Source organism: Amycolatopsis sp. PS_44_ISF1, assembly GCF_032335455.1.
Classification (GTDB): Bacteria; Actinomycetota; Actinomycetes; order Mycobacteriales; family Pseudonocardiaceae; genus Amycolatopsis.
This window is the reverse complement of the sequence record NZ_JANUXO010000001.1, coordinates 1,087,683-1,111,020: the sequence shown is the minus strand read 5'-3', so window position 1 is coordinate 1,111,020 and position 23,338 is coordinate 1,087,683. Positions and strand designations below refer to the sequence as shown.

Annotated in this window: 25 protein-coding genes; 14 read left to right on the top strand and 11 right to left on the bottom strand. The window is 70.6% G+C overall.

The features are described 5' to 3' along the window. Nucleotides 1–7: 7 nt before the first annotated feature. The 4 genes from glf to NYF13_RS04980 all read left to right on the top strand — a co-directional run bounded on the left by glf (nucleotide 8) and on the right by NYF13_RS04980 (nucleotide 3,669). The gene (gene glf / locus NYF13_RS04995) at nucleotides 8–1,231 is read left to right on the top strand and encodes a UDP-galactopyranose mutase (protein WP_315654454.1); all 1,224 of its coding nucleotides are present in this window, start codon (nucleotides 8–10) and stop codon (nucleotides 1,229–1,231) included. Beyond that, nucleotides 1,224–1,799, top strand: coding sequence for a phosphatase PAP2 family protein (locus NYF13_RS04990; protein ID WP_396286565.1), 576 nt, complete (start codon nucleotides 1,224–1,226; stop codon nucleotides 1,797–1,799). The genes glf and NYF13_RS04990 overlap by 8 nt, the downstream gene beginning before the upstream one ends. Continuing rightward, a complete protein-coding gene (locus NYF13_RS04985) occupies nucleotides 1,796–2,797 on the top strand; it encodes a decaprenyl-phosphate phosphoribosyltransferase (RefSeq protein ID WP_315654452.1) in 1,002 nt (333 codons plus the stop codon). The genes NYF13_RS04990 and NYF13_RS04985 overlap by 4 nt, the downstream gene beginning before the upstream one ends. 569 nt (nucleotides 2,798–3,366) lie before the next feature. After that, nucleotides 3,367–3,669: a hypothetical protein gene (locus tag NYF13_RS04980; RefSeq protein ID WP_315654451.1), complete on the top strand. Its 303-nt coding sequence runs from the start codon at nucleotides 3,367–3,369 to the stop codon at nucleotides 3,667–3,669. A 36-nt stretch (nucleotides 3,670–3,705) separates the two neighbouring features. On the opposite strand, the gene NYF13_RS04975 is transcribed toward NYF13_RS04980, so the two are convergent. The 4 genes from NYF13_RS04975 to NYF13_RS04960 are packed head-to-tail and all read right to left on the bottom strand — an operon-like array spanning nucleotide 3,706 to nucleotide 6,795. Next, nucleotides 3,706–4,446, bottom strand: coding sequence for an ESX secretion-associated protein EspG (locus tag NYF13_RS04975; protein WP_315654450.1), 741 nt, complete (start codon nucleotides 4,444–4,446; stop codon nucleotides 3,706–3,708). Further along, entirely contained in the window at nucleotides 4,443–5,762 is a 1,320-nt protein-coding gene (locus tag NYF13_RS04970) for a hypothetical protein (protein WP_315654449.1), read from the bottom strand. The genes NYF13_RS04975 and NYF13_RS04970 overlap by 4 nt, the downstream gene beginning before the upstream one ends. Next, a complete protein-coding gene (locus NYF13_RS04965) occupies nucleotides 5,759–6,373 on the bottom strand; it encodes a DUF3558 family protein (protein ID WP_315654448.1) in 615 nt (204 codons plus the stop codon). The genes NYF13_RS04970 and NYF13_RS04965 overlap by 4 nt, the downstream gene beginning before the upstream one ends. 20 nt (nucleotides 6,374–6,393) lie before the next feature. Beyond that, nucleotides 6,394–6,795 (bottom strand): hypothetical protein, encoded by a 402-nt coding sequence (locus tag NYF13_RS04960; protein ID WP_315654446.1) that lies wholly within the window; start codon nucleotides 6,793–6,795, stop codon nucleotides 6,394–6,396. A 182-nt stretch (nucleotides 6,796–6,977) separates the two neighbouring features. Here NYF13_RS04960 and NYF13_RS04955 point away from each other — a divergent pair, with 182 nt between their 5' ends. Continuing rightward, nucleotides 6,978–7,232, top strand: coding sequence for a helix-turn-helix transcriptional regulator (locus NYF13_RS04955; RefSeq protein WP_315654445.1), 255 nt, complete (start codon nucleotides 6,978–6,980; stop codon nucleotides 7,230–7,232). Between the two features lie 39 nt (nucleotides 7,233–7,271). Next, on the top strand, nucleotides 7,272–8,786 hold the full coding sequence (locus NYF13_RS04950; protein WP_315654443.1) for a hypothetical protein: 1,515 nt from the start codon (nucleotides 7,272–7,274) through the stop codon (nucleotides 8,784–8,786). A 72-nt stretch (nucleotides 8,787–8,858) separates the two neighbouring features. Here NYF13_RS04950 and NYF13_RS04945 read toward each other — a convergent pair whose 3' ends face one another. Continuing rightward, nucleotides 8,859–9,614, bottom strand: coding sequence for a decaprenylphospho-beta-D-erythro-pentofuranosid-2-ulose 2-reductase (locus NYF13_RS04945; protein ID WP_315654442.1), 756 nt, complete (start codon nucleotides 9,612–9,614; stop codon nucleotides 8,859–8,861). Beyond that, nucleotides 9,611–10,984, bottom strand: coding sequence for an FAD-binding oxidoreductase (locus NYF13_RS04940; protein ID WP_315654441.1), 1,374 nt, complete (start codon nucleotides 10,982–10,984; stop codon nucleotides 9,611–9,613). The genes NYF13_RS04945 and NYF13_RS04940 overlap by 4 nt, the downstream gene beginning before the upstream one ends. Before the next feature lie 157 nt (nucleotides 10,985–11,141). Here NYF13_RS04940 and NYF13_RS04935 point away from each other — a divergent pair, with 157 nt between their 5' ends. From NYF13_RS04935 to NYF13_RS04925, 3 genes are all read left to right on the top strand, one after another. Next, on the top strand, nucleotides 11,142–11,609 hold the full coding sequence (locus tag NYF13_RS04935) for a GtrA family protein (protein WP_315654440.1): 468 nt from the start codon (nucleotides 11,142–11,144) through the stop codon (nucleotides 11,607–11,609). A 5-nt stretch (nucleotides 11,610–11,614) separates the two neighbouring features. Continuing rightward, nucleotides 11,615–13,525, top strand: a complete 1,911-nt coding sequence (locus NYF13_RS04930; protein ID WP_315654438.1) for a glycosyltransferase — start codon at nucleotides 11,615–11,617, stop codon at nucleotides 13,523–13,525. 102 nt (nucleotides 13,526–13,627) lie between these two features. Continuing rightward, nucleotides 13,628–14,638, top strand: coding sequence for an acyl-CoA dehydrogenase family protein (locus NYF13_RS04925; RefSeq protein ID WP_315654437.1), 1,011 nt, complete (start codon nucleotides 13,628–13,630; stop codon nucleotides 14,636–14,638). Here NYF13_RS04925 and NYF13_RS04920 read toward each other — a convergent pair. Continuing rightward, a complete protein-coding gene (locus NYF13_RS04920; protein WP_315654436.1) occupies nucleotides 14,635–14,877 on the bottom strand; it encodes a hypothetical protein in 243 nt (80 codons plus the stop codon). The genes NYF13_RS04925 and NYF13_RS04920 overlap by 4 nt on opposite strands. A gap of 133 nt (nucleotides 14,878–15,010) precedes the next feature. Here NYF13_RS04920 and NYF13_RS04915 point away from each other — a divergent pair, with 133 nt between their 5' ends. Genes NYF13_RS04915 through NYF13_RS04905 form a run of 3 tightly spaced genes read left to right on the top strand, consistent with a single transcriptional unit; the run spans nucleotide 15,011 to nucleotide 17,526 of the window. Then, nucleotides 15,011–15,769 carry an ESX secretion-associated protein EspG gene (locus NYF13_RS04915; RefSeq protein ID WP_315654435.1) on the top strand — a complete coding sequence of 253 codons (759 nt, stop codon included), beginning with the start codon at nucleotides 15,011–15,013 and terminating at the stop codon, nucleotides 15,767–15,769. A 41-nt stretch (nucleotides 15,770–15,810) separates the two neighbouring features. Then, the gene (locus NYF13_RS04910) at nucleotides 15,811–16,245 is read left to right on the top strand and encodes a hypothetical protein (RefSeq protein WP_315654434.1); all 435 of its coding nucleotides are present in this window, start codon (nucleotides 15,811–15,813) and stop codon (nucleotides 16,243–16,245) included. Nucleotides 16,246–16,302: 57 nt separating this feature from the next. After that, the gene (locus NYF13_RS04905) at nucleotides 16,303–17,526 is read left to right on the top strand and encodes a hypothetical protein (protein WP_315654433.1); all 1,224 of its coding nucleotides are present in this window, start codon (nucleotides 16,303–16,305) and stop codon (nucleotides 17,524–17,526) included. A gap of 61 nt (nucleotides 17,527–17,587) precedes the next feature. On the opposite strand, the gene NYF13_RS04900 is transcribed toward NYF13_RS04905, so the two are convergent. The 3 genes from NYF13_RS04900 to NYF13_RS04890 are packed head-to-tail and all read right to left on the bottom strand — an operon-like array spanning nucleotide 17,588 to nucleotide 20,280. After that, entirely contained in the window at nucleotides 17,588–18,496 is a 909-nt protein-coding gene (locus NYF13_RS04900; protein WP_315654432.1) for a glycosyltransferase family 2 protein, read from the bottom strand. Next, complete coding sequence (locus NYF13_RS04895; RefSeq protein ID WP_315654431.1) at nucleotides 18,493–19,311, bottom strand: ABC transporter ATP-binding protein; 819 nt, start codon at nucleotides 19,309–19,311, stop codon at nucleotides 18,493–18,495. The genes NYF13_RS04900 and NYF13_RS04895 overlap by 4 nt, the downstream gene beginning before the upstream one ends. A gap of 3 nt (nucleotides 19,312–19,314) precedes the next feature. Beyond that, on the bottom strand, nucleotides 19,315–20,280 hold the full coding sequence (locus NYF13_RS04890; protein WP_315654430.1) for an ABC transporter permease: 966 nt from the start codon (nucleotides 20,278–20,280) through the stop codon (nucleotides 19,315–19,317). 131 nt (nucleotides 20,281–20,411) lie between these two features. Here NYF13_RS04890 and NYF13_RS04885 point away from each other — a divergent pair, with 131 nt between their 5' ends. After that, entirely contained in the window at nucleotides 20,412–21,437 is a 1,026-nt protein-coding gene (locus NYF13_RS04885) for an N-acetylneuraminate synthase family protein (RefSeq protein ID WP_315654429.1), read from the top strand. Next, entirely contained in the window at nucleotides 21,430–22,560 is a 1,131-nt protein-coding gene (gene neuC, locus NYF13_RS04880) for a UDP-N-acetylglucosamine 2-epimerase (protein ID WP_315654428.1), read from the top strand. Before NYF13_RS04885 ends, neuC begins: the two co-directional genes overlap by 8 nt. Here neuC and NYF13_RS04875 read toward each other — a convergent pair. Then, complete coding sequence (locus NYF13_RS04875; RefSeq protein WP_315654427.1) at nucleotides 22,536–23,252, bottom strand: acylneuraminate cytidylyltransferase family protein; 717 nt, start codon at nucleotides 23,250–23,252, stop codon at nucleotides 22,536–22,538. The two genes, neuC and NYF13_RS04875, sit on opposite strands and share 25 nt — an antisense overlap. Between the last annotated feature and the right edge of the window lie 86 nt (nucleotides 23,253–23,338).

Below are 23,338 nucleotides of genomic sequence, written 5' to 3'. Positions count from 1 at the left end.
GGCGCCCGTGAGCGAGCACACGAACCCCGCCAAGATTACTGAAGACGACTTCGCCCGGTACGACCTCGTCGTAGTCGGGTCCGGTTTCTTCGGGCTGACCGTCGCCGAAAGGGCCGCTGCCGAGCTCGGCAAGAAGGTACTCGTGCTCGAGCGGCGCAGCCACCTCGGCGGAAACGCCTACTCGGAGCCGGAGCCCGAGACCGGGATCGAGGTGCACCGCTACGGAGCGCACCTGTTCCACACCTCGAACAAGCGCGTGTGGGAGTACGTCAACCGCTTCACCGAGTTCACCGGCTACCAGCACCGGGTGTTCGCCCGGGTCAAGGACCAGGTCTACTCGTTCCCGATGAACCTGGGCCTGATCAACCAGTTCTTCGGCAAGTCGCACACGCCGGACGAGGCGCGCGAGCTGATCGCCAAGCAGTCTTCGGAGTTCGAGACCGCCAACGCGCAGAACCTCGAAGAGAAGGCGATCTCGCTGATCGGCCGCCCGCTGTACGAGGCGTTCATCCGCGGCTACACGGCGAAGCAGTGGGAGAACGACCCCAAGAACCTGGGCGAGAACATCATCACCCGCCTGCCGGTCCGCTACACCTTCGACAACCGGTACTTCAACGACACCTACGAGGGACTGCCCGTCAACGGGTACACCGCGTGGCTGGAGAAGATGGCCGAGCACGAGAACATCGACATCCGGCTGAACGTCGACTACTTCGACGTGCGCGAGCACATCCCGGCGGGCACGCCGACGGTCTACACCGGTCCGCTGGACCGCTACTTCGGCTACTCCGCGGGCCGGTTCACCTGGCGCACGGTGGACTTCGAGTCCGAGGTCGCGCCGACCGGCGACTACCAGGGCACCTCGGTCGTCAACTACAACGACCAGGAAGTCCCGTACACCCGCATCATCGAGTTCCGCCACTTCCACCCGGAGCGGGACTACCCCAAGGACAAGACGGTCATCTTCCGCGAGTACTCGCGCTTCGCCGACGAGAACGACGAGCCGTACTACCCGATCAACACGGCGGAGAACCGCGAGAAGCTCGAGGCCTACCGCGAGCTGGCCAAGGCCGAGGCGCGCGACAACAACGTGCTCTTCGGCGGCCGGCTGGGCACCTACAAGTACCTCGACATGCACATGGCGATCGGCTCGGCGCTGTCGGCGTTCGACAACAAGATCGCCCCGCACCTGACCGACGGCGCACCGCTCGACGGGTCCATTGATGCTTGAGCAGGTCCCGGTGACGACCGGGACCGAGCCCCGGTCCGAGCGGCAGGCCCCACCGGACCCCGCAACGCCGGCGGGCGGTGAGGTCGCGGTCCTGTCGAAGGCCCAGGCCTTCCTGAAGAAGCCGGGCGCGGTGAAGGCCGCGCGCGGCCTGTCGCACTTCGGCGAGCACGCGATCGGCTGGTTCGCGATCGGCCTCGTCGGCGCGGCGGTCGACCAGGACCGGCGCAAGGACTGGCTGGTCGCGTCGGCCGGGGTGGTGGGCGCGCACGCGGTGTCCATCGCGGTGAAACGAGTGGTCCGCCGGCCGCGCCCGGACCACCCGAGCGTCGAGGTGCTGGTGGGCACGCCGAGCAAGCTGAGCTTCCCTTCGTCGCACGCGACGTCCACGACGGCGGCTGCGGTGCTCTACTCCGGATTGACCGGGCGTAACCTGGTGCCCGCCCTCGTACCGCCGATGCTGGCCTCGCGGCTGGTCCTGGGCGTCCACTATCCGACCGACGTACTGGCCGGTGCGGCCCTGGGAGGCCTCGTCGGTGGTCTGATCCGACGGAAGCTGAAAAGACGATGAGCGAAACGACCGACGAGCGGACCCCGGACTCCGGTGAGCCCGTGGCCGCCGAGGAGGCCCGGGTCACCTCGGAGACCGGGGCCACGGCCGCCTCGGTGCCCGTCGCGGCCAAGAAGAGCTCGCTGGGGCTGGCCGGTGGCATCATCAAGACGGCCCGGCCGCGGCAGTGGGTGAAGAACGTCCTGGTCTTCGCGGCCCCGTTCTTCGCCTTCTCCAAGGCGACCAACCGCACCGAGCTGGCCCTCGCCGCGATCGTCGCGTTCGTGGCCTTCTCGCTCACGGCCTCGTCGGTCTACCTCATCAACGACGCGATCGACGTGGAGGCCGACCGCGCCCACCCGACCAAGCGCAACCGCCCCATCGCGGCCGGGATCGTGCCGGTGCCGGTGGCCTACGGCGCGGCGGTGGTGTTCCTGGCGGCCGGGCTGGCCGTGTCGTTCCTGGCGAGCTGGCAGCTCGCCGTGGTGCTGGCGGTGTACGAGGCCGTGCAGATCGCCTACTGCTTCGGCCTCAAGCACCAGCCGGTGGTGGACCTGGCGATCGTCGGCTCGGGCTTCCTGATGCGTTCGATCGCCGGTGGCGTCGCGGGCGGTATCGCCCTGTCGCAGTGGTTCCTGCTGGTCACGGCGTTCGGCTCGCTGTTCATGGTGGCGGGCAAGCGGTACGCGGAGATCATGCTGTTCGAGCGGACGGGCGCGAAGATCCGCTCCTCGCTGAAGAAGTACTCGGCGAGCTACCTGCGCTTCGTCTGGGCCACCTCGGCGGCGATCCTGATCATGTCGTACTGCCTGTGGGCGTTCGAGATCCGCCAGACCGAGCACGACTCGGTGTGGGCGGTCATCTCGATGGTCCCGTTCGTGGTCGCCGTGCTGCGCTACGCCGTGGACGTCGACGGCGGCAAGGCGGGCGAGCCGGAGGAGATCGCGCTGAACGACCGGGTCCTGCAGGTCCTCGGCGCGAGCTGGGTCGTGACGCTGTTCCTGTCGTTCTACCTGTGAAAAGCGCGCGGATTCAAACAGCTGACCTTCAGGCTCAGCACAGCATCGGCGGTCATCCTCGGAGGCGGGGGCGGGCAGCACGCCCTTCCCCACCCGTCCTTCCGGAGGAGCAGATGACCGACCACGACCCCCACCCCAGCCCGAAGCCCGGCGACCAGCCGACCACGCCGAGCCCGACCGGGGACGGCGGAGCGGGGGAGCAGGCCACGGCCTATCACCAGCAGCAGGGGTCGGTACCTCCGCTCGGCGCGGAGGGGACGGGTGCTGCTCCCGCCGGTGGTTCGGCTGGTTCCGGTGCAGCGCCCGGGCCGGGCGAGGCCGGTGCCGGTGGAGGGCCGGGCCAAGCAGGTGCGGCGCCCGGATCGGGCCCAGCCGGGCCGGGAGCAGTACCTCCGTCGGGGGCCCAGGGCGCGGTGCCGCCCCCAGGACAGTCTGGTCCGGGTGCAGTTCCCCCGTACGGCGGGCCGCCACCGGGAGCCGGGCCCTGGGGGGCGCCGTCGCCAATGGGGTCGCGGCCGCCGGGTGGTTTCCGCAGATTCGTCGGCCACCGCGCGACCCAGCTCGTCGCCGTGGGAGTCCTCGGCCTGCTGATCGGCGGCGGTGTCGTCGGCGGCGTGATGGCCGCCACCGACCACGACACCAGGCCCGGCGTGTCCCGCCTCCGGGACGGCGGCGGCCACCACCAGTTCCGCGGCGGCCAGGGCTTCGGCGGCCAGTCGCCGAACGGCCAGGGCTTCGGCGGTCAGGGCCCGAATGGTCAGGGCCCGAATGGTCAGGGCCCGAATGGTCAGGGCCCGAACGGTCAGGGCTCCAGCGGCCAGAACGGCACCTCCGGCACCGGCGACTCCTCGGGCACCGGCGACGGCATCTGACCGGCTCCGTCCGCGGCCCCGGGGTCGCCGCGTCGGTCAGAGCAGCCCGTCGTGGGTGTCGTTGAGGGTTTTGACCACGGTGCGCGGCGTGCCGGAGACCAGGGTGACGCGGTCGTCCTCGGTCAGGTAGGTCAGGACGCGGCCCTGGTCCGTCAAGTCCAGCGCGGTGATGGGGAGGCTGCGCGTGCGCCGGCCCGACTCGTCGCGGCGGGCGGTGTAGAGCTGGTGCACCGCGTCCTGGGGGCGGGACAGGACTTCGGCCAGGTGGTCGCGGTCGCGGCTGTCCGCGGGTTCGGCCAGCGGGTCCGGCAGGTTGTCGCCGGGGTCGCGGGGGAGGGTGACCGTGCGGATCGAGGCGCCCGGGACGTCCGGCAGCGTGTCGAACAGGCTGGTCGCCGGCCACTTCACCCGCACCGGGCGGACTTCGACGGTCGTTTCGCTCGACCGCAGGCACACCCCCTGTTCGTCACGGAGGGCGATCAGGGACGCGCTTTGGGTCCCGTCGCGCAGGCCGGACCAGGCGTAGAACTCGCGGTCCGGGGTGCTGATCACCCGGAGCGTGGCGCGCCACAGCGGGTTGAGCCGGTCGTGGCGGGCCAGCCCGTGCTCGGCGAGCAACGCGATCGTCTGCTCGTGCAGTTCGCGGCGGACCCCATCGCTCATCCAGTAGTGGATGTCCGGGCCGAGGACGGGCGGCGGATCACCCAGGTCGAGCATGGCCCACGCCGTGGTGAACGCCAGCTTCGGCAGCACGACCGCCCGTTCGAGCACGCTCACCCGCCGATGGTCGGCGGCACGACCGGCAGTCCCGTCACGGGATCGATGGTGCGGCCCTCCTGGTCGAAGAGGGCGTCGGTGTCGAGCACGAACTTGCGCTGGTGCTCCTCGTCCGGCTCTTTCTTACCGCCGCGCCCGCCCGGCGCCATCCCGCCGGGCCCACCGGCGCCACGCGCTGCGGCGGCCCGCTCCGCTTCGGTGAGCGCGGCTGCGGAGCGTCCGGAGCCGAGCCCCCCGCCGGTCTGCTTCCCCGGCGCTTGACCGGTCCCACGGCCTTCCGCTTCACCGCCGGCTCCCGCACCGCTGCCCAGCCGCCCCGCACCGCCGCCGAACCGGCTGCGGTACGAACCGTTGCCGTTCGAGCCACCGCTGTCGGGGCTGCTGCCGTTCGAGCCACCACCGTTCGAGCCACTGCCGATCGAGCCACCGCCGTGCGGACCGACGCCGCCGTTGCCGATGCCTCCTAGCCCGATGCCGCCCAGCGTCTCGGGCCCGCCGAAGCCGCCCGCTCCGGTACTGCCGCCGGTGCTGGAGCCGACCCGCCCGGCCCCACCCACCTCGGACGGCGGCAGCGCCCCCGCCAGCGACGGAGCCGAGCCCGCCGTGGTGGTCCTGTCCTCACCGGCACCGGACGCGAGGGGCCCCGGCGCGATGGGACCGTCCGCCGGACCGTAGTGCGCCCGAGCCCCGGCCTTCCCGTCCGCCGGATCGTGCGGATTCCCCGACGGCGGCCCCGCAGGTGATCCGGGGTCCGAGGCGGGCACCAGGCTCACGTCGCCGCCGTCGTAGGTGCCGATCTGGCCGTAGTCGTACTGGAGACGGCCGGTGCCGGCCTGGGTCTGGCCGACGTAGCCGTTGTAGAGGTCGAGGTTGCGCTTCGCGGTGTCGTTGTACGCCGTGACCGAGAACTCCATGTCCTGGTCCCACCAGGCCGCGCCCTGTCCGGGCGCGAGGTTCGGCCGGGCCGGCATGGGCGTGAGCTGGTTCTTCATACCCTCGTACAGGGAGGCGGCGTCACCGAGTTCGTTGCCGTTGTGCACGAACGTCCGGTTCGCCGCGATCGCGGACGACCGGATCCGCTGAATCCGCGCCGCCGCCCCGTCCGCCCCCGCTCCGCTCCAGGCCGATTCGAGCCGCGCCAGCACCTGCGTGAGGTCCCGCCCGACGGCATCCTGGTCCGCGGCGATCCGGTTCGCCACCCCGATGCCCTCGTGCCAGCTCCCGGCGTTCCCCGCGAGCACGGCACTGACCACGTCCGGCACGGGCACGAGTTGCTGTCCCGGCTGGAGCACGAGGTCCACCTGGCCGAAGCTCACGAGCCGGCCTTCTGCTTCAACGTGGTGACCACGTCGTCAGCGGTCAACGGCACGACGGTGCAGGCGTCGACCTTGCCCGCCTTGTCGTCGCTGAGGTTGACATGTACGTCTACCGACAGGGTGTCGGTGATGCCAACGCTCACTGCGCAGTAGCCGGGGTTGGGCTTCCCGTTGTCGGAGTAGGCCACGGCCGGGAAGCCCTGAATGGGAGGAAGTTCCTTCCAGACCGCCATCTGTGGCCGGGTGTTGGCGTAGTCCCCACTGAGCCCGGTCTTGGGTTCGGTCACGTAGAACACCGCCATCTGGCCACCGGTCTGCGAATTCGTCCAGTTGCACTCGGCGCCGATACCCGGCAGGTGATCGGGTTTGCCCGCCACTGTCTTGCCGAGGTTGATCTTGACCTGGTCCGGGGTGAGTGCGTCGCACGCGCTGCCGGAGAGGACCATGCTGGGCAGTGGTGAGGCGACCTTCGGCGCCCCTGCATACGGAGGTGTTCGGCTCACTGGCGGCGCGGAACTCGACGGCGGCTGTGATGCCGGAGAAGGACTTCCCGGCGTGTTCGAGCCCGAGCAGGCCGCGGTCAAAAAAGCCGCCGAGGCGAGGATCGCCATGGTGACCGTTCTGGGGGCCATCAAATTCGTCCTTCGGCTTTCTGGCCGACTTCGTTCACTGTGCCGGCTTGCGTTTCATCGCTGGCTTCGGTCATGCCCAGGGCTGTTCTCAGCCGGTTGATCAATTCTGTCACATAGCCCAGTTGGAGATCGATGTGACCGCCGCCGTAGGAGAGGGCGGCGGGTTGTCCGGCGGCATTGACGGTCAGCGCTTGGTGGTAGGCCATTGTTCCGGGATCCCGCGACGGGGGCGTGATCTTGCAGAGAGTCACGGCCTCGTAATGCATGGCTGTCAACTGCTTACGCACGTCCTGCAATCGCTCCACCAGTTGCGTGGCCTCATCGCGCTGGAGGGCGAAGCCGCCGGAAGGGGGTGGGCCCGAGTCCATGACCGTGAACGAAATGGTGTCCCAGAGGCCCATGCAACCCGTTCTCCCCGTGGTGTCAACAACGGCCGACAGTTAGCACGGTAGCTGATCGGTTACCGTCCGCGCGGCCATTCTCGAAAACCGTCCAAAACTAGACACAAGATCTATAGACACGAATAACCTAATTATTCATGCTCTGGCACTGAATGACCTGGACACCTTTAATTAACCCCACCATGCCGAAGCACCCCCTTTCCGAAGCCACGCGGCTGCTCGGCGTGCGCGTGCGGTCTCGGCGGCAGGAGCTGGGGGTCAGCCAGGAGAAGCTCGCCGACGCGGCCGGGGTGCACTGGACGTTCGTCAGTCAGGTCGAGCGCGGGCTGCGCAACGTGAACCTCCACAACCTGCTCAAGTTCGCCGACGGGCTCGAGGTCGACGCCGGGGAGCTGGTCGCCGGGTTGAAGGCGCCGGTGGTCGAAGCGGAGGGTTAGGTCACAGGAAGATCACGAACGGTGTGTACGGTGTTCGTGATGCGAGGAGCCTCCGCAGTACTTCCGCTGCCCGCCGCCGCGCTGCCGGTGGGGCTGGAACGCGTACGGCCGTGGCTGCTCCCGGCGGCGGCCGCGGTCCTCTCCACGCTGGTATTCTCGCTGGTCAGCGGCCATCTGATCGACGACGCGTTCATCACCCTCTCCTACGCCGGGAACCTCGCCTTCCACGGGCACTGGGGCCTGATCGAGCCGGGCACCGCCAACACCGCGACCTCGCCGCTCGACGTGCTCGCCCTCGCGGCCGTCACGGTGCTGGTGCGGGACCCCGTCACGGCCGCCGGTGTGGTCTTCGTGATCTCGCAGGTGGTGCTGGTGCTCGGGCTGCGGCGGCTGGCCGCGCGCGCCGGGCTGCCCGCCGCGTTCGCGCCGGTCACGTTCGCGCTGCTGCTGGTGAACCCGCTGCTGATCTCCTCGATCGGGCTCGAGGCGGCGCTGGGCGCGGCCGGCTCGGTCTGGGTGCTGGTCTACGCGGGCGAGCGCCGTCCGGCCGCGTTCGGCTTCGCCGCCGGGTTGCTCACGCTCGTGCGGATCGACCTGGTGCTGGTCGCGCTGGTGGTGTTCGCCGCACGCCGGGCGTTCTGGGCCGGTATCTGGCGCACCGCCTTCGCCGCGCTCTCCGTGACGCTGCCGTGGTTCGCGTTCAGCTGGTACGCGTTGGGCTCGGCGCTGCCGGACACCGTGGTCATCAAGATGGCCCAGCAGCCGTGGGGGACGTTCGGCTTCGGTACCGGCCCGCTGCTCTACTGGCGCAACTTTCCGGCTGCCACCACGCTTTCCTTCCTGCCGGTGCTGCTCGCCGTCCCGGCGGGTCTCCTGTGGACAGTTCAGCTCGGCCGGGGTTCCGCGGCGGCCCGCCGGCTCACGCCGTTCGCCGCGCTGGCCGTGGCGGGCGCGCTGCACTACGCGCTGTACTCCTGGCTCGGCGTCCCGCCGTACCACTGGTACTACGCGCCGAGCATCATCAGCGCGACGATCTTCCTCACGGCCTGCGCCGGGGTGCTCCCGCCGCGGCTGCGCACCGGTGCCGGGGTCGCCGCGGGGCTGGTCCTGCTCGCCGCCGTCACGGTGTACGCGCAGCCCGGGCTGCCGCGCCGATTCGCCCCGATCACCAGCAACCACGCGGCTTCGGACGAGTACCGCCGGATCGGCAGCCAGCTCGCGGGCCTGGTCGAGGGGCGCACCGTGGAGAGCCCGGGGGAGGCCGGCGCGCTCGCCTACGCGTGCGGCTGCCGGCTGGTCGACCAGTTCTCCGACCGCGGCGCCGTCGACCCGGCGATCACCGAGACCAAGCGCCGCACCGGCGAGCTGGGCCGCGCCCTGCTCGAGGCCAACTTCCACAACTTCGACCACGGTGTCGCGCCGACCCGCCCCGACCTCGTGCTGGTCGCCACCCGCCAGGCCCCGCCGCCGTCCGCGCTGGCCAGCTGGACCATCGACTCGCCGTGGGCGGGCACCCAGCGGCTCTACCTGATCCCCGCGTCACAGGCGGGCTGACCGCCGAGACGGCGAAGGGGACTTTCGCGCACACCTCGCGGTGGCGAAAGTCCCCTTCGCGGTCTTCTGCGCCTAGATCGGCAGCTTCCGGAAGATCGGGCGCGGCACGTGCCGCAGCGCCGACATCACCAGCCGGAACTGGGCCGGGGCCCAGACCAGGTCCTTGCCGCGACGGGCGGCGTCCACGGCGATGTCCGCGACCTGCTCGGCGGTCTGCGCCAGCGGGGCGTCCTTGAGCCCGGCGGTCATCTTGGTCTTCACGTGGCCCGGGCGGACCACGGTGACCTGCACGCCGTGCGGCGCCAGGGCCTCGCCGAGGCCCAGGTAGAACCCGTCGAAACCGGCCTTGGTCGAGCCGTAGACGAAGTTCGAGCGGCGGACGCGCTCGCCGGCCACCGAGGACAGGGCCACGATCGTGCCGTGGCCCTGCGCCTTGAGCTTCGCGGCCAGCGCCACACCCACCGACACGGCGGAGGCGTAGTTCACCGTGGCCGCCTCGACCGCCTTGGCGTGGTCCTGCCAGAGCTCCTCGGCGTCGCCGAGCAGGCCGAACGCGACCACGGCCACGTCGATGTCGCCACCGGCGAAGGCCCGCTCCAGCACGGCGGGGTGCGAAGCGGTGTCCTTGGCGTCGAACTCGACGGTGGTCACCTCGGCGCCGCGGTCCTTCAGCCGCTGCACGGCCGCGTCGAGCCGCGATGAGGGCCGCGCGGCCAGCACGACCCGAAGCGGCTTCTCCGCGAGGTACTTCTCCGCGATCGCCAGCGCGATGTCGGAGGTGCCGCCGAGCAGCAGCAGGGACTGGGGGTTGCCAACGGCGTCGATCACAGTGCGAGCCTCCGGCTCATGTCAGAGGCGAAAACGCCTTCGGGGTCAACGGCGGCGCGGACCTTGCGCCACTCTTCGAGCCGCGGGTACATCTTCGCGAACGTCTCGGCCGAGGTCCGGGAGTCCTTCGCGGTGTAGAGCCGCCCCTTCGCCGCGAGCACGTCCTCGTCCAGCTCCAGGCAGAACCGGCTCAGGTCGCCCTTGATCGGGAAGTCCACGCTGAGCATCCAGCCCGGCGAGGGCCACGACAGGGGGGCCGGGTTGGCCTCGCCCATGCGCTTGAACACGTTGAGGAACGAGTAGTGCCCGGACTTCGAGATCTTCCGGCAGATGGCCTTGAGCTGGTCCTCCGCGCCGAACGGCACCGAGAACTGGTACTGCAGGAAGCCCTTCGAGCCGTACGCGCGGTTCCACTCACCGAGCAGGTCCAGCGGGTGGTAGAACTGGGTCAGGTTCTGGACCTTGCCGCGCGCGCCCTTCTGCGGCACGGTCTTCTGCCACAGCTCGTTGATCAGGCCGAAGGTGACCTTGTTGCCCAGGCCGTTCGGGAACACGTCGGGCAGGGTCGCCAGCTTCGGCGCGTCGAACTTCAAGGGGTTGCCGCGCAGCTTCGGCGGCAGCTCGTCCAGCTTGGCCAGCGAGCCGCGGGAGAACGTGGCCCGGCCCAGGCGGCCGTCCGAGGAGATCAGGTCCGGTACCGACATCGAGTAGTCGTAGGTCAGGTCCGAGCCGTCGGTGAACAGCGCGAGCGTCTCGTCCAGGTTCGCCGTGCGGTCGGCGTCCACCAGGAAGTACGCGGTCTCGGTGCGCTTCATCCGCACCGTGGCGCGGGTGATGATGCCGGTCAGCCCGATGCCCGCCACCGTCGCCCAGAACAGCTCGGACTCGGGGCCCTCGGGGGTCAGCGTGCGCACCGTGCCGTCGGCGGTCAGCAGGTCCATCGACACCACGTGGTTGCCGAAGCTGCCCGCGGAGTGGTGGTTCTTGCCGTGGATGTCGTTGGCGATCGCGCCGCCGATGGTCACCTGGCGGGTGCCCGGCAGGACCGGGACCCACAGCCCGTGCGGCAGGGTCTCGCGCATGAGCTGGTCGAGGCTGACGCCGGCGTCGGCCTCGACCAGGCCCGAGTCGGGGTCGATCGAGTGGATGCGGTCCAGCGCGGTCAGGTCGACGACCAGCCCGCCGGCGTTCTGCGCGGGGTCGCCGTAGGAGCGGCCGAGGCCGCGTGCGATGACCCCGCGGGGACCGGCCGAGACCACCGCGTCGGCGATGGCGCCGACGTCGCTCGTGGTCAGGACGTCGGCGACGGTCCCGGCGGTGCGGCCCCAACCGGTGAGCGTGCGTCGCTGGGTCTCGGGTGCTTGGGTCACGGGCCCCAGGGTAGCCACGCCGAACGACGCCCGGAACGCCGCCTCGAACCGGTCGCTTCTACACTTTGCGAATCAAGGCACAAGCGTCCGCGCGTCAGGCCGACCCGGACCGAGGCAGCCTGAGACGGACGACGCACGAAGCCGGCGAGGTATTCCAGTGGTGGCTACGGAACCGCAGAGCGAGACGACGGTGCCCGCATCTTCGGGTCCCGGCCTGCTCGGTCAGCTCATCCGCTTCGCCCTGATCGGCGGTTTCTGCGCCCTGCTCGACCTGGGCACGTACTCGCTGCTCAGGGCCGTCGGGATGGACGCCGCCGGATGGGTCACCCTCGCGCGCGCGATCAGCTTCATCGTGGGCACGACCACGGCGTTCTTCCTCAACCGCCGGTTCACCTTCTCCGGCGGCCCCCGCGAGGGCGGCACGCAGGTCGGCGGCTTCGTGCTGCTGTACGCGGTGACCTTCTTCGTCGCGGTCGGGGTGAACCAGTGGATGCTGCACCTGCTCCCGGAGTCGGCGTGGAAGGCCACGCTCGGCTGGGTCGTGTCACAGGCGACGGCGACCGTGATCAATTTCGTCATGCTCAAGTGGGTCGTGTTTCGTGAGCGGCCGGTAAAGGAGAACTGAGTTCTATGCCCGGTAAAGCAGCCCCGGTCGCCGAGGCGGCCCCCGCAGGCGAGACCCGGTTCGCGGAGCACGCACCCGAAGGCCGGCTGACGGCCCAGCGCGGTCTGTACGCCGGCCCGGCGCCGATCGTCAGCAAGGACCTCTACGCCGAGCTCGAGTGGGGCTCCGCGGTGCGCGATCGCGCGGGGATCAGCGTCGAGCCGTCGTCCAAGGTGTCCGGCAACACCTACTTCGGCCGCTTCCCGGCCAGCTACTGGCAGCGCTGGACCTCGGTGACCGAGGTGCAGGTCGAGGCCGTGGTGACCGGCGACGGCATGGTGAGCGTCGGCGCGTCCGACCTCGAGGGCGACCCCCGCGTGGTGGCCGCCGAAGAGGTGTCCGGCGCGAAGGCCGAGAAGGTGACGCTGAGCGCGAAGCTGGACAAGTTCCACGACGGCGGCGCGCTGTGGCTCGACCTGGAGACCGAGGGTGGCCAGTCGCTGCGCGTCGAGCAGGTCCGCTGGACCGTCGACGCCCCGGCGAAGATCCGCCCGACCGCCGTCACCATCTGCACCATGAACCGCGCCGACGACTGCCTGAAGAACCTCCAGGCGCTCGCCGCGGACGTGTCCTCGCTGGACACGCTCGACGCCATCTACGTCGCCGACCAGGGCACCGACCTGGTCGAGTCGCGTGACGGCTTCGCGCAGGTCGTGAAGGACCTCGGCGACAAGCTGCACTACATCAAGCAGCCGAACCTCGGCGGCGCCGGCGGGTTCACCCGCGGCCTGTTCGAGGTGGCCGGGCCCACCGCCACCGAACACGCGAACGTGCTGTTCATGGACGACGACGTGCTGCTGGAGCCGGACCTGGTGGTCCGGATGACGGCGTTCTCGAACCGCACGGCCAACCCGGTCATCGTCGGCGGCCAGATGCTGAACCTGCTGCACCCGAACCAGTTGCACGTCGGCGCCGAGTACGCCCGGCTGAACACGCTGGAGCCGGGCCAGCCGGTGCAGCACTCGCTGTCCACGGCCGACCTGCTGGGCGTGGACGAGGAGACCCTCAAGCCCAACCGCCAGGAGCGCCGCCTCGACGCCGGGTACAACGGCTGGTGGTCCTGCCTGATCCCGTACGAGGTGGTCAAGGCCATCGGCTACCCGCTGCCGTTCTTCTTCCAGTGGGACGACGCCGAGTACTCCTACCGGGCCCGCGAGTACGGCTTCCCTACCGTCACCCTGCCGGGCGCCGGCGTGTGGCACGCGGACTTCCACTGGAAGGACTGGGACGAGTGGCACCGGTACTTCAACCTGCGCAACTCGATCATCACCGCCGCGCTGCACTCGCCGTTCAACCTGAACCTGCTCTCGCGGGTGCTGCTGGCGCAGCTGGTGCGCTACCTGCTGGGCATGCAGTACGGCCTGTCGGCCACGCTGATCAAGGCCGTCGACGACTTCCTCGAAGGGCCCCAGGTCCTGCGTGACGGCGGCGTCGCGGCGATGAAGGAGATCCGCCGGATCCGGGACCAGTACCCGGAGACCAAGCGCCACAAGGCCACCGACGTGCCGGGCATCGCGTCCAACGACATCGGCATCATCAACAGCGCGCCGCGGCCGAGCATGCAGCGGCTGGTGCTGATCAAGCGCGTGCTCGACCGGGTGCTGGGCCGCAGCCGCTTCGGCCTCGGCGCGGTGCCGATCGACGAAGCGCACTGGTGGCACATCGCGCTGTTCGACACGGCCGTGGTCACCGACGCCTCCCAGGAAGGCGTGCGCGTGCGCACGTACGACAAGGTGAAGATGTTCGAGCTGGCCAAGCGCGGCGCGAAGACCATCAACCGGCTGCGCAAGGAAGGCGCGGCGGTGCAGGAGCAGTACAAGCGCGCCATGCCGGAGCTGACCTCGCGCGAGAACTGGAAGCGGCTCTACGAGCTGTGACCACCTGCCGGTAGCGCCCGGCGCCGAGGGCCACCCGCGTCTCGTGGGTGGCCCTCGGTGCGTTCCGGCCCGATCCGTCGAACTTAGGGTAGCCTAATTACTGTGACGGATCTGGTGGCGCGAGCCCGTTCCCTGGCCGACGAGGTGCTGTTCCCGGCGGCGGCCGAGGTGGACCGGACGGGTGTCGTGCCGCGCTCGCACTTCGACGCGCTCGCCGCGGCGGGCTTCTACGGACTGGCCGCCCCGGCCGAAGCCGGCGGAGCCGGGGCGGCGCTGCCCGAACTGGTCGGGGTGATCGAAACGCTCGCGGGCGGCTGCCTGAGCACGACGTTCACCTGGATCCAGCACCACGGACTGGTGGTCGGCCTGGCCGGGACGGCGAACGCCGGACTGCGCTCGAAGTACCTGTCCGCGCTGGTCGCGGGGGATCTGCGCGCAGGCGTCGCGTACGCCGGGGTGATCCCGACGCCGCCGCGCGTGCGGGCCGAAGCGGTCGAGGGCGGGTACCGGTTCTACGGCGATGCGCCCTTCGTCAGCGGCTGGGGCGGTATCGACCTGTTGCAGCTCTCCGGCCGCGCCGGTGAGACGGTGGTGCACACCGTGGTCGATCCGGTCGAGGGAGCCGGGCTCACGGCCCATCCGCTGGCCCTGATCGCCGCCCAGGGCACCTCGACCGTCCGGCTCGGGCTCGACGGCTACTTCGTCCCGGCCGAGCAGGTGCTCGCGGAGGTGCCGCACGCCGACTTCGTGAGGGCCAACACCTTCGCCTCCCGTCTGAACGGCTGCGCGCCGCTGGGCCTGGCCGAGCGCTGTGCGCGCCTGATCGAGGAGGCGGGCGAGCCGGAGACGGCCGGCGCGCTGCGCGTCGAGCAGGACCTGATCCGCACCCGTCTGGACGCGGCGCTGACCGACCCGCCCTCGCTCCCCCCGGCCCGCGCCGCGGCGGGCGATCTGGCCTACCGCAGCGCCGGTGCGCTCACCGCGGCCACCGGCAGCCGGGCCGTGCTCACCGGCTCGGCCGCCGCCCGCCTCGTGCGCGAGGCGGCTTTCCTGCTCGTGGCCGGCAGCCGCCCGGAGATCCGGGCCGGGCTGCTGGGGCTGGCGTCGCGCTAGCCGGTCAGCCCGAACCGGCTCTTGCGGCTGAGGTCGTCGATGTAGGCCGCGGCCACGTGGGCGAAGTTCACCGACACCGTGTTGCCGTCCTTGGTCAGTACCGAGTGGACGCCGCCGTGTTTCAGCAGGTCGGGGATTTTCTCTTGTACAGCAACGGATTCCTCGGCCGTCAGGGGGAACAGCAGTGGCTCGCCGCCGGCGGCGAGGTGGAGCACGAGCGCGGACTTCGGATCTGCCATTCCCCCATGGCACCAGCGGGCGGACGGCGCGGCAAGCGGGTTCGCTGAGGGCGGAGGGGAAGGCCCCGTCCGCGTGCGCGGGGGCGTGGGCGTCGGCTACCGTTCCCAGCGTCGCCGGACCTAGGGATGGGCCATGCCGTATTCGTTCTCGCTGTCGCTGGCGGCGGTGGACCTCCTGCTCGAGCAGCTTTCGCTCGGCCGGGCGCCGGTGCCGTTCGTGGTGCCGCACGTGGGCACCAGCACCGAGCAGCGGCGGCAGGTCCACGCGGCCGTGCTTCGCGACCTCGACGGCCGTGGCCTGCTTCGCCGCGGGCGCATCGACGACGACGTGGAGCTGGCGCTGGCCACCTTCGCCCGCTCCGACCTCGCGGTGTCCGCCGCGGCCCGGCTGGACGGAGAGAAGCTCTTCGCGCGGGTGGCGTCGAACGGCGCGTACGCGGTGCTCGTCAAGCAGGATGGCAACCTGCTCGTCTTCGAAGAGACCCGGCCGACCGCCATCGTCCCGGCGATCGTCGACCTGCTCCCGCTGACGCCCGCCGCGCCCGGTCAGTCCGTGACCGTCGCGCGCCCGGTGAAGCAGCCTCGTCGCAGCGGCGAGTACAACCCGTTCGCCGGGGTCGAAGGGCCTCGCACGCACAATCCGCAACTGCGGGCGGTCGAGCGGATCTTCGAGAAGCCGCGCACGCGGGTGGGCGAGTTCAGCGTGCACGTCCGGAACGGCAACGGCCGGGAAACGGCCCTCCCTCCGCTCGCCTGGTTCGACACCGAAGCCGGCCGCTACCTGCTCAGCACCCGCGACGCCCACGACGGACAGCGCTGGTTCACTTACGCCCCCGCCGACAACGCGCGTCTCGCCCAGCAGCTGTACACCCTGCTCGAGGCCTATTCCTGAAACGACTGACCGCGGCGGGCCGGGTCGGTAGAATGCCGGCCATGAGCTCTGTGGCGGATTCCGGACCGGCGACCAACCCGCTCACGGCCGGCGGGCTGAACCCGCGGGCCATCAGCGCGGTGACGGCCGAGACCGGAAAGCTGGTGGACGCCGCCAAGTCCGGTGGCTTCACCATCTCCGGCGAGGCGCTGGGCGACCTGCGCAAAGCGCTCACGGACATGGCGACGCGGCTGGACGGGCTGAAGGGCGAGACCCGGGTCCTCGCCTCGGCCCCGCAACTGGGCAGTCACCCGTACGGCCACACCGTGGCGGCGCACGACCGGAAGGGCGGCACCGGTGACACCGGTTCGGCCACCGTGGTGCTGGAGCAGTTCGCCCAGGTGCTCAAGGACGCCGACGAGGCGCTGGCCCGCGCCGGCGGGGTCTACACCGACAACGAGGGCCAGGCCTTCGACGCTTCGAAGGCCAAGTCCTGAGCGCGCCGTCTGTGTCGTCCGCGCCGTCCGTGCTGCACGAGGGATGAGGTAATCCGCATGACCACGAACACCCCGGGCCGGGTCCAGCCGCAGACCGGCGACGTCGAGCCCGTGCGGGGACTGAACCCCTCCGACGCCGATTACCTCGGCCACGACCACCGGGAGCTCAAGGACTTCGTCGAGACGAACCTCGACGTCGGCCAGGTCTCCGCCGTCGCCACCGCCTACCTCGACCTGCACCGGGCCTTCGAGGACTTCGCCGCGCAGCTGAACGAGGCCGTGGCCAAGTCCAAGGGCACCTGGGAGGGCCAGGCCGCCACCAACGCGCAGGCCTACTTCACCAGCCTGGGCAAGTGGGCCGAGGCCAACTCGGAGAACGCCAAGCTGGCGTCGCGGACCATCGACGAGCAGGGCACGGCGGCGCAGAACGCCAAGAACGCGATGACCGAGCCGGTCCCGTTCGACTGGGACGAGGAGTTCAACGCCTGGGCCACGGCGAACCCGCTCACCATGGGCGACCGGATCGACCAGTCGCTGCGCAAGCAGCAGGACAGCCGGACCGCGCACGAGCAGGCGGCCGAGACGATGTCCGGTTACGACCGGTCGCTCTACTCGGCGGCGGCCCAGCAGCCGGTGTTCGCGGACCCGCCGAAGTTCGGCGTCAGCGGACCGGCGAAGGCCGAAGTGGCCCTGCCCTCGAGCGAAGTCTCGGTCGACCAGCACCACGGTTCCGGCTCGGCCGTGAGCGTCCCGGGTGGCGGGGGCGCGGCCGCGAGCGGCGCGGTGACCCACCAGGACGTCAGCTCGATGAGCGGAGGGCAGGTCACCGGCTCGGGTCACCTGCCCGTCGGCGACGGCACCACCACGGCCAGCGCCGCCCCCGCGGCCGCCCAGCAGCCGGGCGGCACCCAGGGTGGGGCGGGCGCCGGCCTGGGCATGAGCCCGATGCCGATGGGTGGTGGCATGGGCGGCGGTTTCGGCGGCGACACCGAGTACGAGAGCAAGATCGGCCGCGGCGGCAGCGGCTCCTTCGGCCCCGGGCAGGGTGTCGCGGAGCCCAATCCGGCCACCGGCGGCGCGGGCGGCACGGCCCGTCCCGGCGGCCTGGGTGCCGCCGACGCGGCGGCCGTGGGCGGCCCGCCCCACCGCGGCATGGGCTCCTGGCGCAGCGAGCCGGACGAGGGCACCGATCGTGACGGACCGGCCTTCCTCGAAGAGGTCGACCCGGACGACGTGTTCGGCTCCGGCCTCCGTTCGGCGCCGCCGGTCATCGGCGAATAGCGAAACGCCCCGCCGCTCCGGAATCCGGAACGGCGGGGCGTTCGGCCGTACTGAGACCGCGTCAGTAGCGGTAGAACTTCTCCGCGCGGCCCTGGCGCACCAGCTTCAGCCACTGCCGGAACGCCTTCGGGTCCCTCTTCACACCGATGAAGTACAGGCCGAACCGCAGCACTTCGAGCGCGCCGATCTTGCGCATCCCCGGCTGGGACAGCAGATAGCCGCGGTTGCGGTAGGTGTAGTAGCGCTTGACCTCGTTCTCCGGGTCCTGCGCGTGGAACTTGCCGCCCAGCATCGGCTTGAACTCGTCCGAACCGTCCGGGTGCAGGTAAGTGGTGCGCAGCGAGGTGCCGAACGGCAGGCCCGAGCGGACCAGCCGCCGGTGCAGCTCCACCTCGTCGCCGCGGAAGAACAGGCGCAGGTCGGGCACGCCGGTGACGTCCAAAGTGGACGCACGGAACAGCGCGCCGTTCATCAGCGAGGCGATGCCGGGCAGGAAGTCCGTGCCGAGCTCGGCCGAGGAGCGCTTCCAGGTCAGGCCGCGGCGCAGCGGGAAGGCCAGCTGGGCCGGGGCGTCGATGTTCGCCACCACCGGCGAGATCTCCGCCAGCCCGCGCGCCTCCGCTTCCTCCAGCAGGATCGCGAGCACGTGCTCGTCGGCCGGGCGGCCGTCGTCGTCGGCCAGCCACACCCACTCCGCCCCCAGCGAAAGCGCGTGGAGCATGCCCAGGGCGAAACCGCCGGCGCCGCCGAGGTTCCGGTGCGAGGGCAGGTACGTGCAGGGCAGGGGATAGGTTTCGACGACGTCGCGGGCCGACTGGTCCGGCCCGTTGTCGACCACCAAGAGGTGGTCGACCGGGCGGGTCTGGGCCGCGATGACCTTCAGCGAGTCCGCGAGCAGCTCCCGCCGGTGACGGGTGACCACGACCCCGACGACGGCGCCCTCGGGCAGCTCCTGCGTGCTGCCGGTCATCCCGCGCTGCCGTTCTTGGCGACCGCGGGCTCGATGCCGAGCCGCTCCAGGCCCTCCTGGCTCATGTTCTCGAACGGGTCCCGGCCCTTGTACGAGGTCAGCACCTCGCGCAGCGAGCCGTGCTGCTTCACGTGGCCCTCGTCCATCCAGATGGCCGTGTCGCACAGCTCCATCAGGAACTCGTCCGAGTGGTTGGCGAAGACCAGGATGCCGGAGCGCTTGACCAGGTCCTTGAGCCGGTCGCGGGCCTTGTTCAGGAACGCCGCGTCGACCGCGCCGATGCCCTCGTCGAGGATCAGGATCTCCGGGTCGATCGAGGTGACCACCCCCAGTGCCAGCCGCACGCGCATGCCGGTGGAGTACGTGCGCAGCGGCATCTGCAGGTAGTCGCCGAGCTCGGTGAACTCCGCGATGTCGTCGACCCGCTTCTCCATCTCCTTGGCGCTCATGCCGAGGAACAGGCCGCGGATCAGGATGTTCTCGATCCCCGAGATCTCCGGGTCCATGCCGATGCCCAGGTCGAACACGGGCGCGATGCGGCCGGTGATCCGGGCCGAGCCGCGGGTGGGCTCGTAGATGCCGGCCAGCAGCCGCAGCAGCGTGGACTTGCCCGCGCCGTTGTGGCCGACCAGGCCGACCCGGTCGCCGTCCTTGAGCGAGATCGACACGTCGTGCAGCGCCTCGATGATCGGCACCTTCTGGTCGGTGCCGATCTTGCCGCCGACCTTGCCGAGCACCCGCTTCTTCATGGACCGCGTCTTGGCGTCGAAGATCGGGAAGTCGACGTACGCGTTGTAGACGTCAATGCTGACCATTTGTCACACCCAATACGAGACGCGGGAGCGGTAGTTGCGCATGGCGACGAGCGCCAGGCCCCAGCCGACGATCGTGAGTCCACCGACGATGACCCAGCTGGTCCAGGCGACGGACTGGCCGATCAGCGGCGCCCGGGTCACCTGCATGTAGTGGTAGAGCGGATTGGCCTTGATGACCGGCAGGATCCATTCCAGCTTCTGGCGCGAGCCGCCGGTCATCAGCTGGTCGACCGGCCAGACGATCGGGGTGCCGTAGAACATCAGCTGGATCAGCGCGTTGATCACCTGCGGGATGTCGCGGAACCGGGTCGAGATGATGCCCAGCAGCAGCGCGGCCCAGCCCGCGGTCAGCGCCAGCAGGAGGAAGCCCGGGATGGCGAGCAGGATGTTCCAGCTCAGGCCCGGGTGGCAGACCAGTCCCGCGCCGCAGTCACCGGACGGGACATCGGGCTTCGAGCCCAGCGAGTACGGCTTGTCGAGCGCGGTGAAGAAGATGACCAGCAGCACCACGTAGACGATCAGGTTGTGCGCCAGCAGCAGGATCTGGCGCCACACCGTGCGCAGCACGTACACACTCAGCGGGGCGGGGAGCTGCTTGATCATCCCCTCGTTCGCGATGAACGTCTCCATGCCCTCGCTCAGGCAGCCCTGGATGAAGCCCCAGATGATGAACCCGGTGGAGAGGTAGGGCAGGAACACCTGGACGGGCGTGTTGAACAGCTGGGAGTACAGCAGGCCCAGGCCCAGCGCGATGACGCCCTGGCTGATGGTGATCCAGAACGGCCCGATCACCGACCGGCGGTAACGCTGCTTGATGTCCTGCCAGCCCAGGTGGGTCCAGAGCTCGCGGGCGGCGAGACCCTCCCTGAGGTCGGCGATCGCCTTGGAGAACGTTTTACGGTCCGACGCAGGCGGTACCGGCGTCGGAACCCCGGCTTCGGCTACGTGAACCGTGCTGGTCGCATGCACGAGGACGAGGGTACCGATGGAAGGTGGCGGCCCCGTGGCAGGGCGCATCGCTCGGGTGGCACCGGCGGGGCCCGGGAACCGGTTAAGGTCGCGAGCGCAGCCCCGAACCCGCGGTGACCCGGAGGTCTTTCATGTTCATGCTCGGCGACCACCCCGTCGGTGCCGACCACGCGCCTCTGGTCGTGGCGGAGATCGGGATCAACCACGAGGGCGACCCGAAGAAGGCGCACCGGATGGTCGACGACGCGGCCGACGCCGGGGTGCAGGTGGTCAAGATCCAGACCCACGTGGTCGACGACGAGATGATCCCCAACGACGTCGTTCCGGGCAATGCGGACGAACCGATCTGGGACATGATGAACCGGGTCGCGCTGACGGCCCAGGACGAGCGCGAGATCAAGGCGCACGCCGAGGAGCGTGGCATGGTCTTCCTGTCGACGCCGTTCTCGCGCGCGGCGGCCGACCGGCTCGCGGAGCTCGACGTCGCCGGGTTCAAGATCGGCTCGGGGGAGTGCAACAACTACCCGCTGATCCGGCACGTCGCCTCGTTCGGCAAGCCGGTGATCCTGTCCACCGGGATGAACGACATCGCGTCGATCACGCCCGCGGTGGAAATCCTGCGGGAGGCGGGGGTCGGCTTCGCCCTGCTGCACTGCACCTCGCTCTACCCGACGCCGCCGGAGCAGGTACGGCTCGGCGCGATGACCGAGCTGGGCCGGGCCTTCCCCGACGCCGAGCTGGGCCTGTCGGACCACACCCTCACGATCTACCCGTGCCTGGGCGCGGTCGCGCTCGGCGCGTCGGTGCTGGAGCGGCACTTCACCTCGGACATGAGCTGGCCGGGCCCGGACATCGCCGTCTCGTCGACCCCGGAGGAGTTCTCCCGGCTGGTCGAGGGCTCGCGGCTGATCCACGCGGCCCGGGGTGGCAGCAAGCAGATCCTCGCCGAGGAGCAGCCGACGATCGACTTCGCCTACGCCTGCGTGGTCACCACCCGGGAGATCGCCGCGGGCGAGCGGCTGAGCGCGGACAACATCTGGGTCAAGCGACCGGGCACGGGTGAGATCAAGGCCAAGGACTACGAGGCGCTGCTGGGCCGCCCGGCCAAGCGGGCCATCGCCGTCGACACCCAGGTCAGCTGGGCGGACCTTGGCTGAGTCAGCCCGGCGCGAGGTCCTGTTCCTCACCGGGACCCGGGCTGACTTCGGGAAGCTGCGCGATGTGATGCTGGCCGTCCAGGAGAGCTCGAAGCTTTCGGCGCGCATCGTCGTGACCGGTATGCACATGCTGCGCAGCTACGGGTACACCGTCCGCGAGATCGAGCGGGCCGGCCTGGAGCGGCTGCACCTGATCCCGAACCAGATCGAGGACGAGCCGATGGCGCTCGTGCTCGCCAACACCGTCCAGGCGCTGGCGCGGCTGGTCCACGAGGAGCGGCCGGCCGCGATCGTCGTCCACGGCGACCGGGTCGAGGCCCTCGCGGGCGCGCTCGTGGGCTCGCTGGCCAACGTGCGCGTGGTGCACATCGAGGGGGGCGAGGTCAGCGGGACCATCGACGACGTCATCCGCCACTCGCTGTCCAAGCACGCCCACATCCACCTGGTGGCCAACGAGGAGGCGCACCGGCGGCTGCTGCAACTGGGGGAAGAGGAGGAGCGGATCTTCGTCGTGGGCAGTCCCGAGGTCGACGTGCTGACCTCGACCCAGCTCCCGGACCTCGACGAGGTGCGCGCCCGGTACGGCATCGGGTTCGCCGACTACGGGATCCTGGCGCTGCACCCGGTCACCACGGAGCTGGAGCTCAACCGGCGCAACGCCGCCGCGGTCGTGGACGCGGTGCTGGCCGGCGGCAACTGGGTGGTCATCGACCCCAACAACGACGAGGGCTGCCGGGAGATCCGCCTGGAGCTCGACCGGCTGAGCGGGCCGAACTTCGTCCGGCTCCCGTCGATGCGGTTCGAGTACTTCGTCACGCTGATGAAGGGCGCCGCCGTCGTGCTCGGCAATTCGAGCGCCGGGGTGCGGGAGGCGCCGGTGCTGGGCACGCCGTCGGTGACGGTGGGCACGCGGCAGCGCAACCGGGTGGCGGTGCCGAGCGTGCTGCCGGTCGAACCGGACGCGGGCAGGATCGCCGAGGCGGTGCGCCAGGCGCGGGCCATGGGCCGGTGCGAACCGCACCCCGTGTTCGGCGGGCCGGGGGCGCACGATCGCATCGTCGAGCTGCTGGAGGGCGAGGAGATCTGGCGCCCCTCGCTCTACAAGACGTTCGTCGACCGCTGAAGCTCGGCCGCGCGGATTTCGGCGAGCCGCAGGTCCTGCGCGGTGTCGATGTCGACGGCGCGCTCGGCCGGTATCAGCTGGCACCGGACTTCGGGGACGAAGAACCGCTCGTGCCGGCGCAGGTCACCGGCGCGGACCAGGTAGATGCCCCCGGTGGGGCGCAGGACGGCGGGCAAGGACTGCCGTGGGGCCTCGAGGTCCGTCCAGTCCCGGACCGGGACCACTCCGCCATCCGGGCCCTCCAGGCACACCTTCAGCGGGTGGTGGTCGGTCGAGCGGCACATCTGCACGACCGAGCCGCTCGGCCGTCCGGCGTGGATCTCCAGGCATTCGGTGACGTCGCCGGGAGTGCACAGGGGCGAGGTCGGCTGGAGCAGGAACACCAGGGTCCGGTCGGGCACCGACAGCTCGTCCAGGGCGTGCAGGACGGCGGGCAGGGTGCGGCTGTCGGCGCGCGCCAGCTCGGCAGGCCGGTCGACGATCTTCGCGCCCGCCTCCGCCGCGGCCGCGGCTATCGCGGCGTCGTCCGTGGTGACCAGCACTTCCGGCACACCGGCGGCCACCGCGGTGTCGACGGCGTGGGCCACCAGCGGCCGGCCTCGGAAGAGGGCGAGGTTCTTGCCCGGCAGTCCGACTGAACCACCCCGGGCCGGGACGATCGCCACCGTGCGGTCCACCGCGTGTGCCTCCATCAAGTTACGTTTGCCGCCCTGTGAGGACGTGGAATCCTGCTCGTCGGCTATTGTCCGTCTGCTCGATGTACGGCGGTCGGGGGGAT

Excerpts from the sequence above, each read along its gene's own strand:
- NYF13_RS04990 (WP_396286565.1), top strand. The coding sequence starts at position 1,224 with ATGCTTGAGCAGGTCCCGGTGACGACCGGGACCGAGCCCCGGTCCGAG.
- NYF13_RS04985 (WP_315654452.1), top strand. The coding sequence starts at position 1,796 with ATGAGCGAAACGACCGACGAGCGGACCCCGGACTCCGGTGAGCCCGTG.
- NYF13_RS04965 (WP_315654448.1), bottom strand. The coding sequence starts at position 6,373 with ATGGCGATCCTCGCCTCGGCGGCTTTTTTGACCGCGGCCTGCTCGGGC.
- NYF13_RS04960 (WP_315654446.1), bottom strand. The coding sequence starts at position 6,795 with ATGGGCCTCTGGGACACCATTTCGTTCACGGTCATGGACTCGGGCCCA.
- NYF13_RS04955 (WP_315654445.1), top strand. The coding sequence starts at position 6,978 with ATGCCGAAGCACCCCCTTTCCGAAGCCACGCGGCTGCTCGGCGTGCGC.
- NYF13_RS04950 (WP_315654443.1), top strand. The coding sequence starts at position 7,272 with ATGCGAGGAGCCTCCGCAGTACTTCCGCTGCCCGCCGCCGCGCTGCCG.
- NYF13_RS04930 (WP_315654438.1), top strand. The coding sequence starts at position 11,615 with ATGCCCGGTAAAGCAGCCCCGGTCGCCGAGGCGGCCCCCGCAGGCGAG.
- NYF13_RS04920 (WP_315654436.1), bottom strand. The coding sequence starts at position 14,877 with ATGGCAGATCCGAAGTCCGCGCTCGTGCTCCACCTCGCCGCCGGCGGC.
- NYF13_RS04915 (WP_315654435.1), top strand. The coding sequence starts at position 15,011 with ATGCCGTATTCGTTCTCGCTGTCGCTGGCGGCGGTGGACCTCCTGCTC.
- NYF13_RS04910 (WP_315654434.1), top strand. The coding sequence starts at position 15,811 with ATGAGCTCTGTGGCGGATTCCGGACCGGCGACCAACCCGCTCACGGCC.
- NYF13_RS04905 (WP_315654433.1), top strand. The coding sequence starts at position 16,303 with ATGACCACGAACACCCCGGGCCGGGTCCAGCCGCAGACCGGCGACGTC.
- NYF13_RS04900 (WP_315654432.1), bottom strand. The coding sequence starts at position 18,496 with ATGACCGGCAGCACGCAGGAGCTGCCCGAGGGCGCCGTCGTCGGGGTC.
- NYF13_RS04895 (WP_315654431.1), bottom strand. The coding sequence starts at position 19,311 with ATGGTCAGCATTGACGTCTACAACGCGTACGTCGACTTCCCGATCTTC.
- NYF13_RS04885 (WP_315654429.1), top strand. The coding sequence starts at position 20,412 with ATGTTCATGCTCGGCGACCACCCCGTCGGTGCCGACCACGCGCCTCTG.
- NYF13_RS04875 (WP_315654427.1), bottom strand. The coding sequence starts at position 23,252 with ATGGAGGCACACGCGGTGGACCGCACGGTGGCGATCGTCCCGGCCCGG.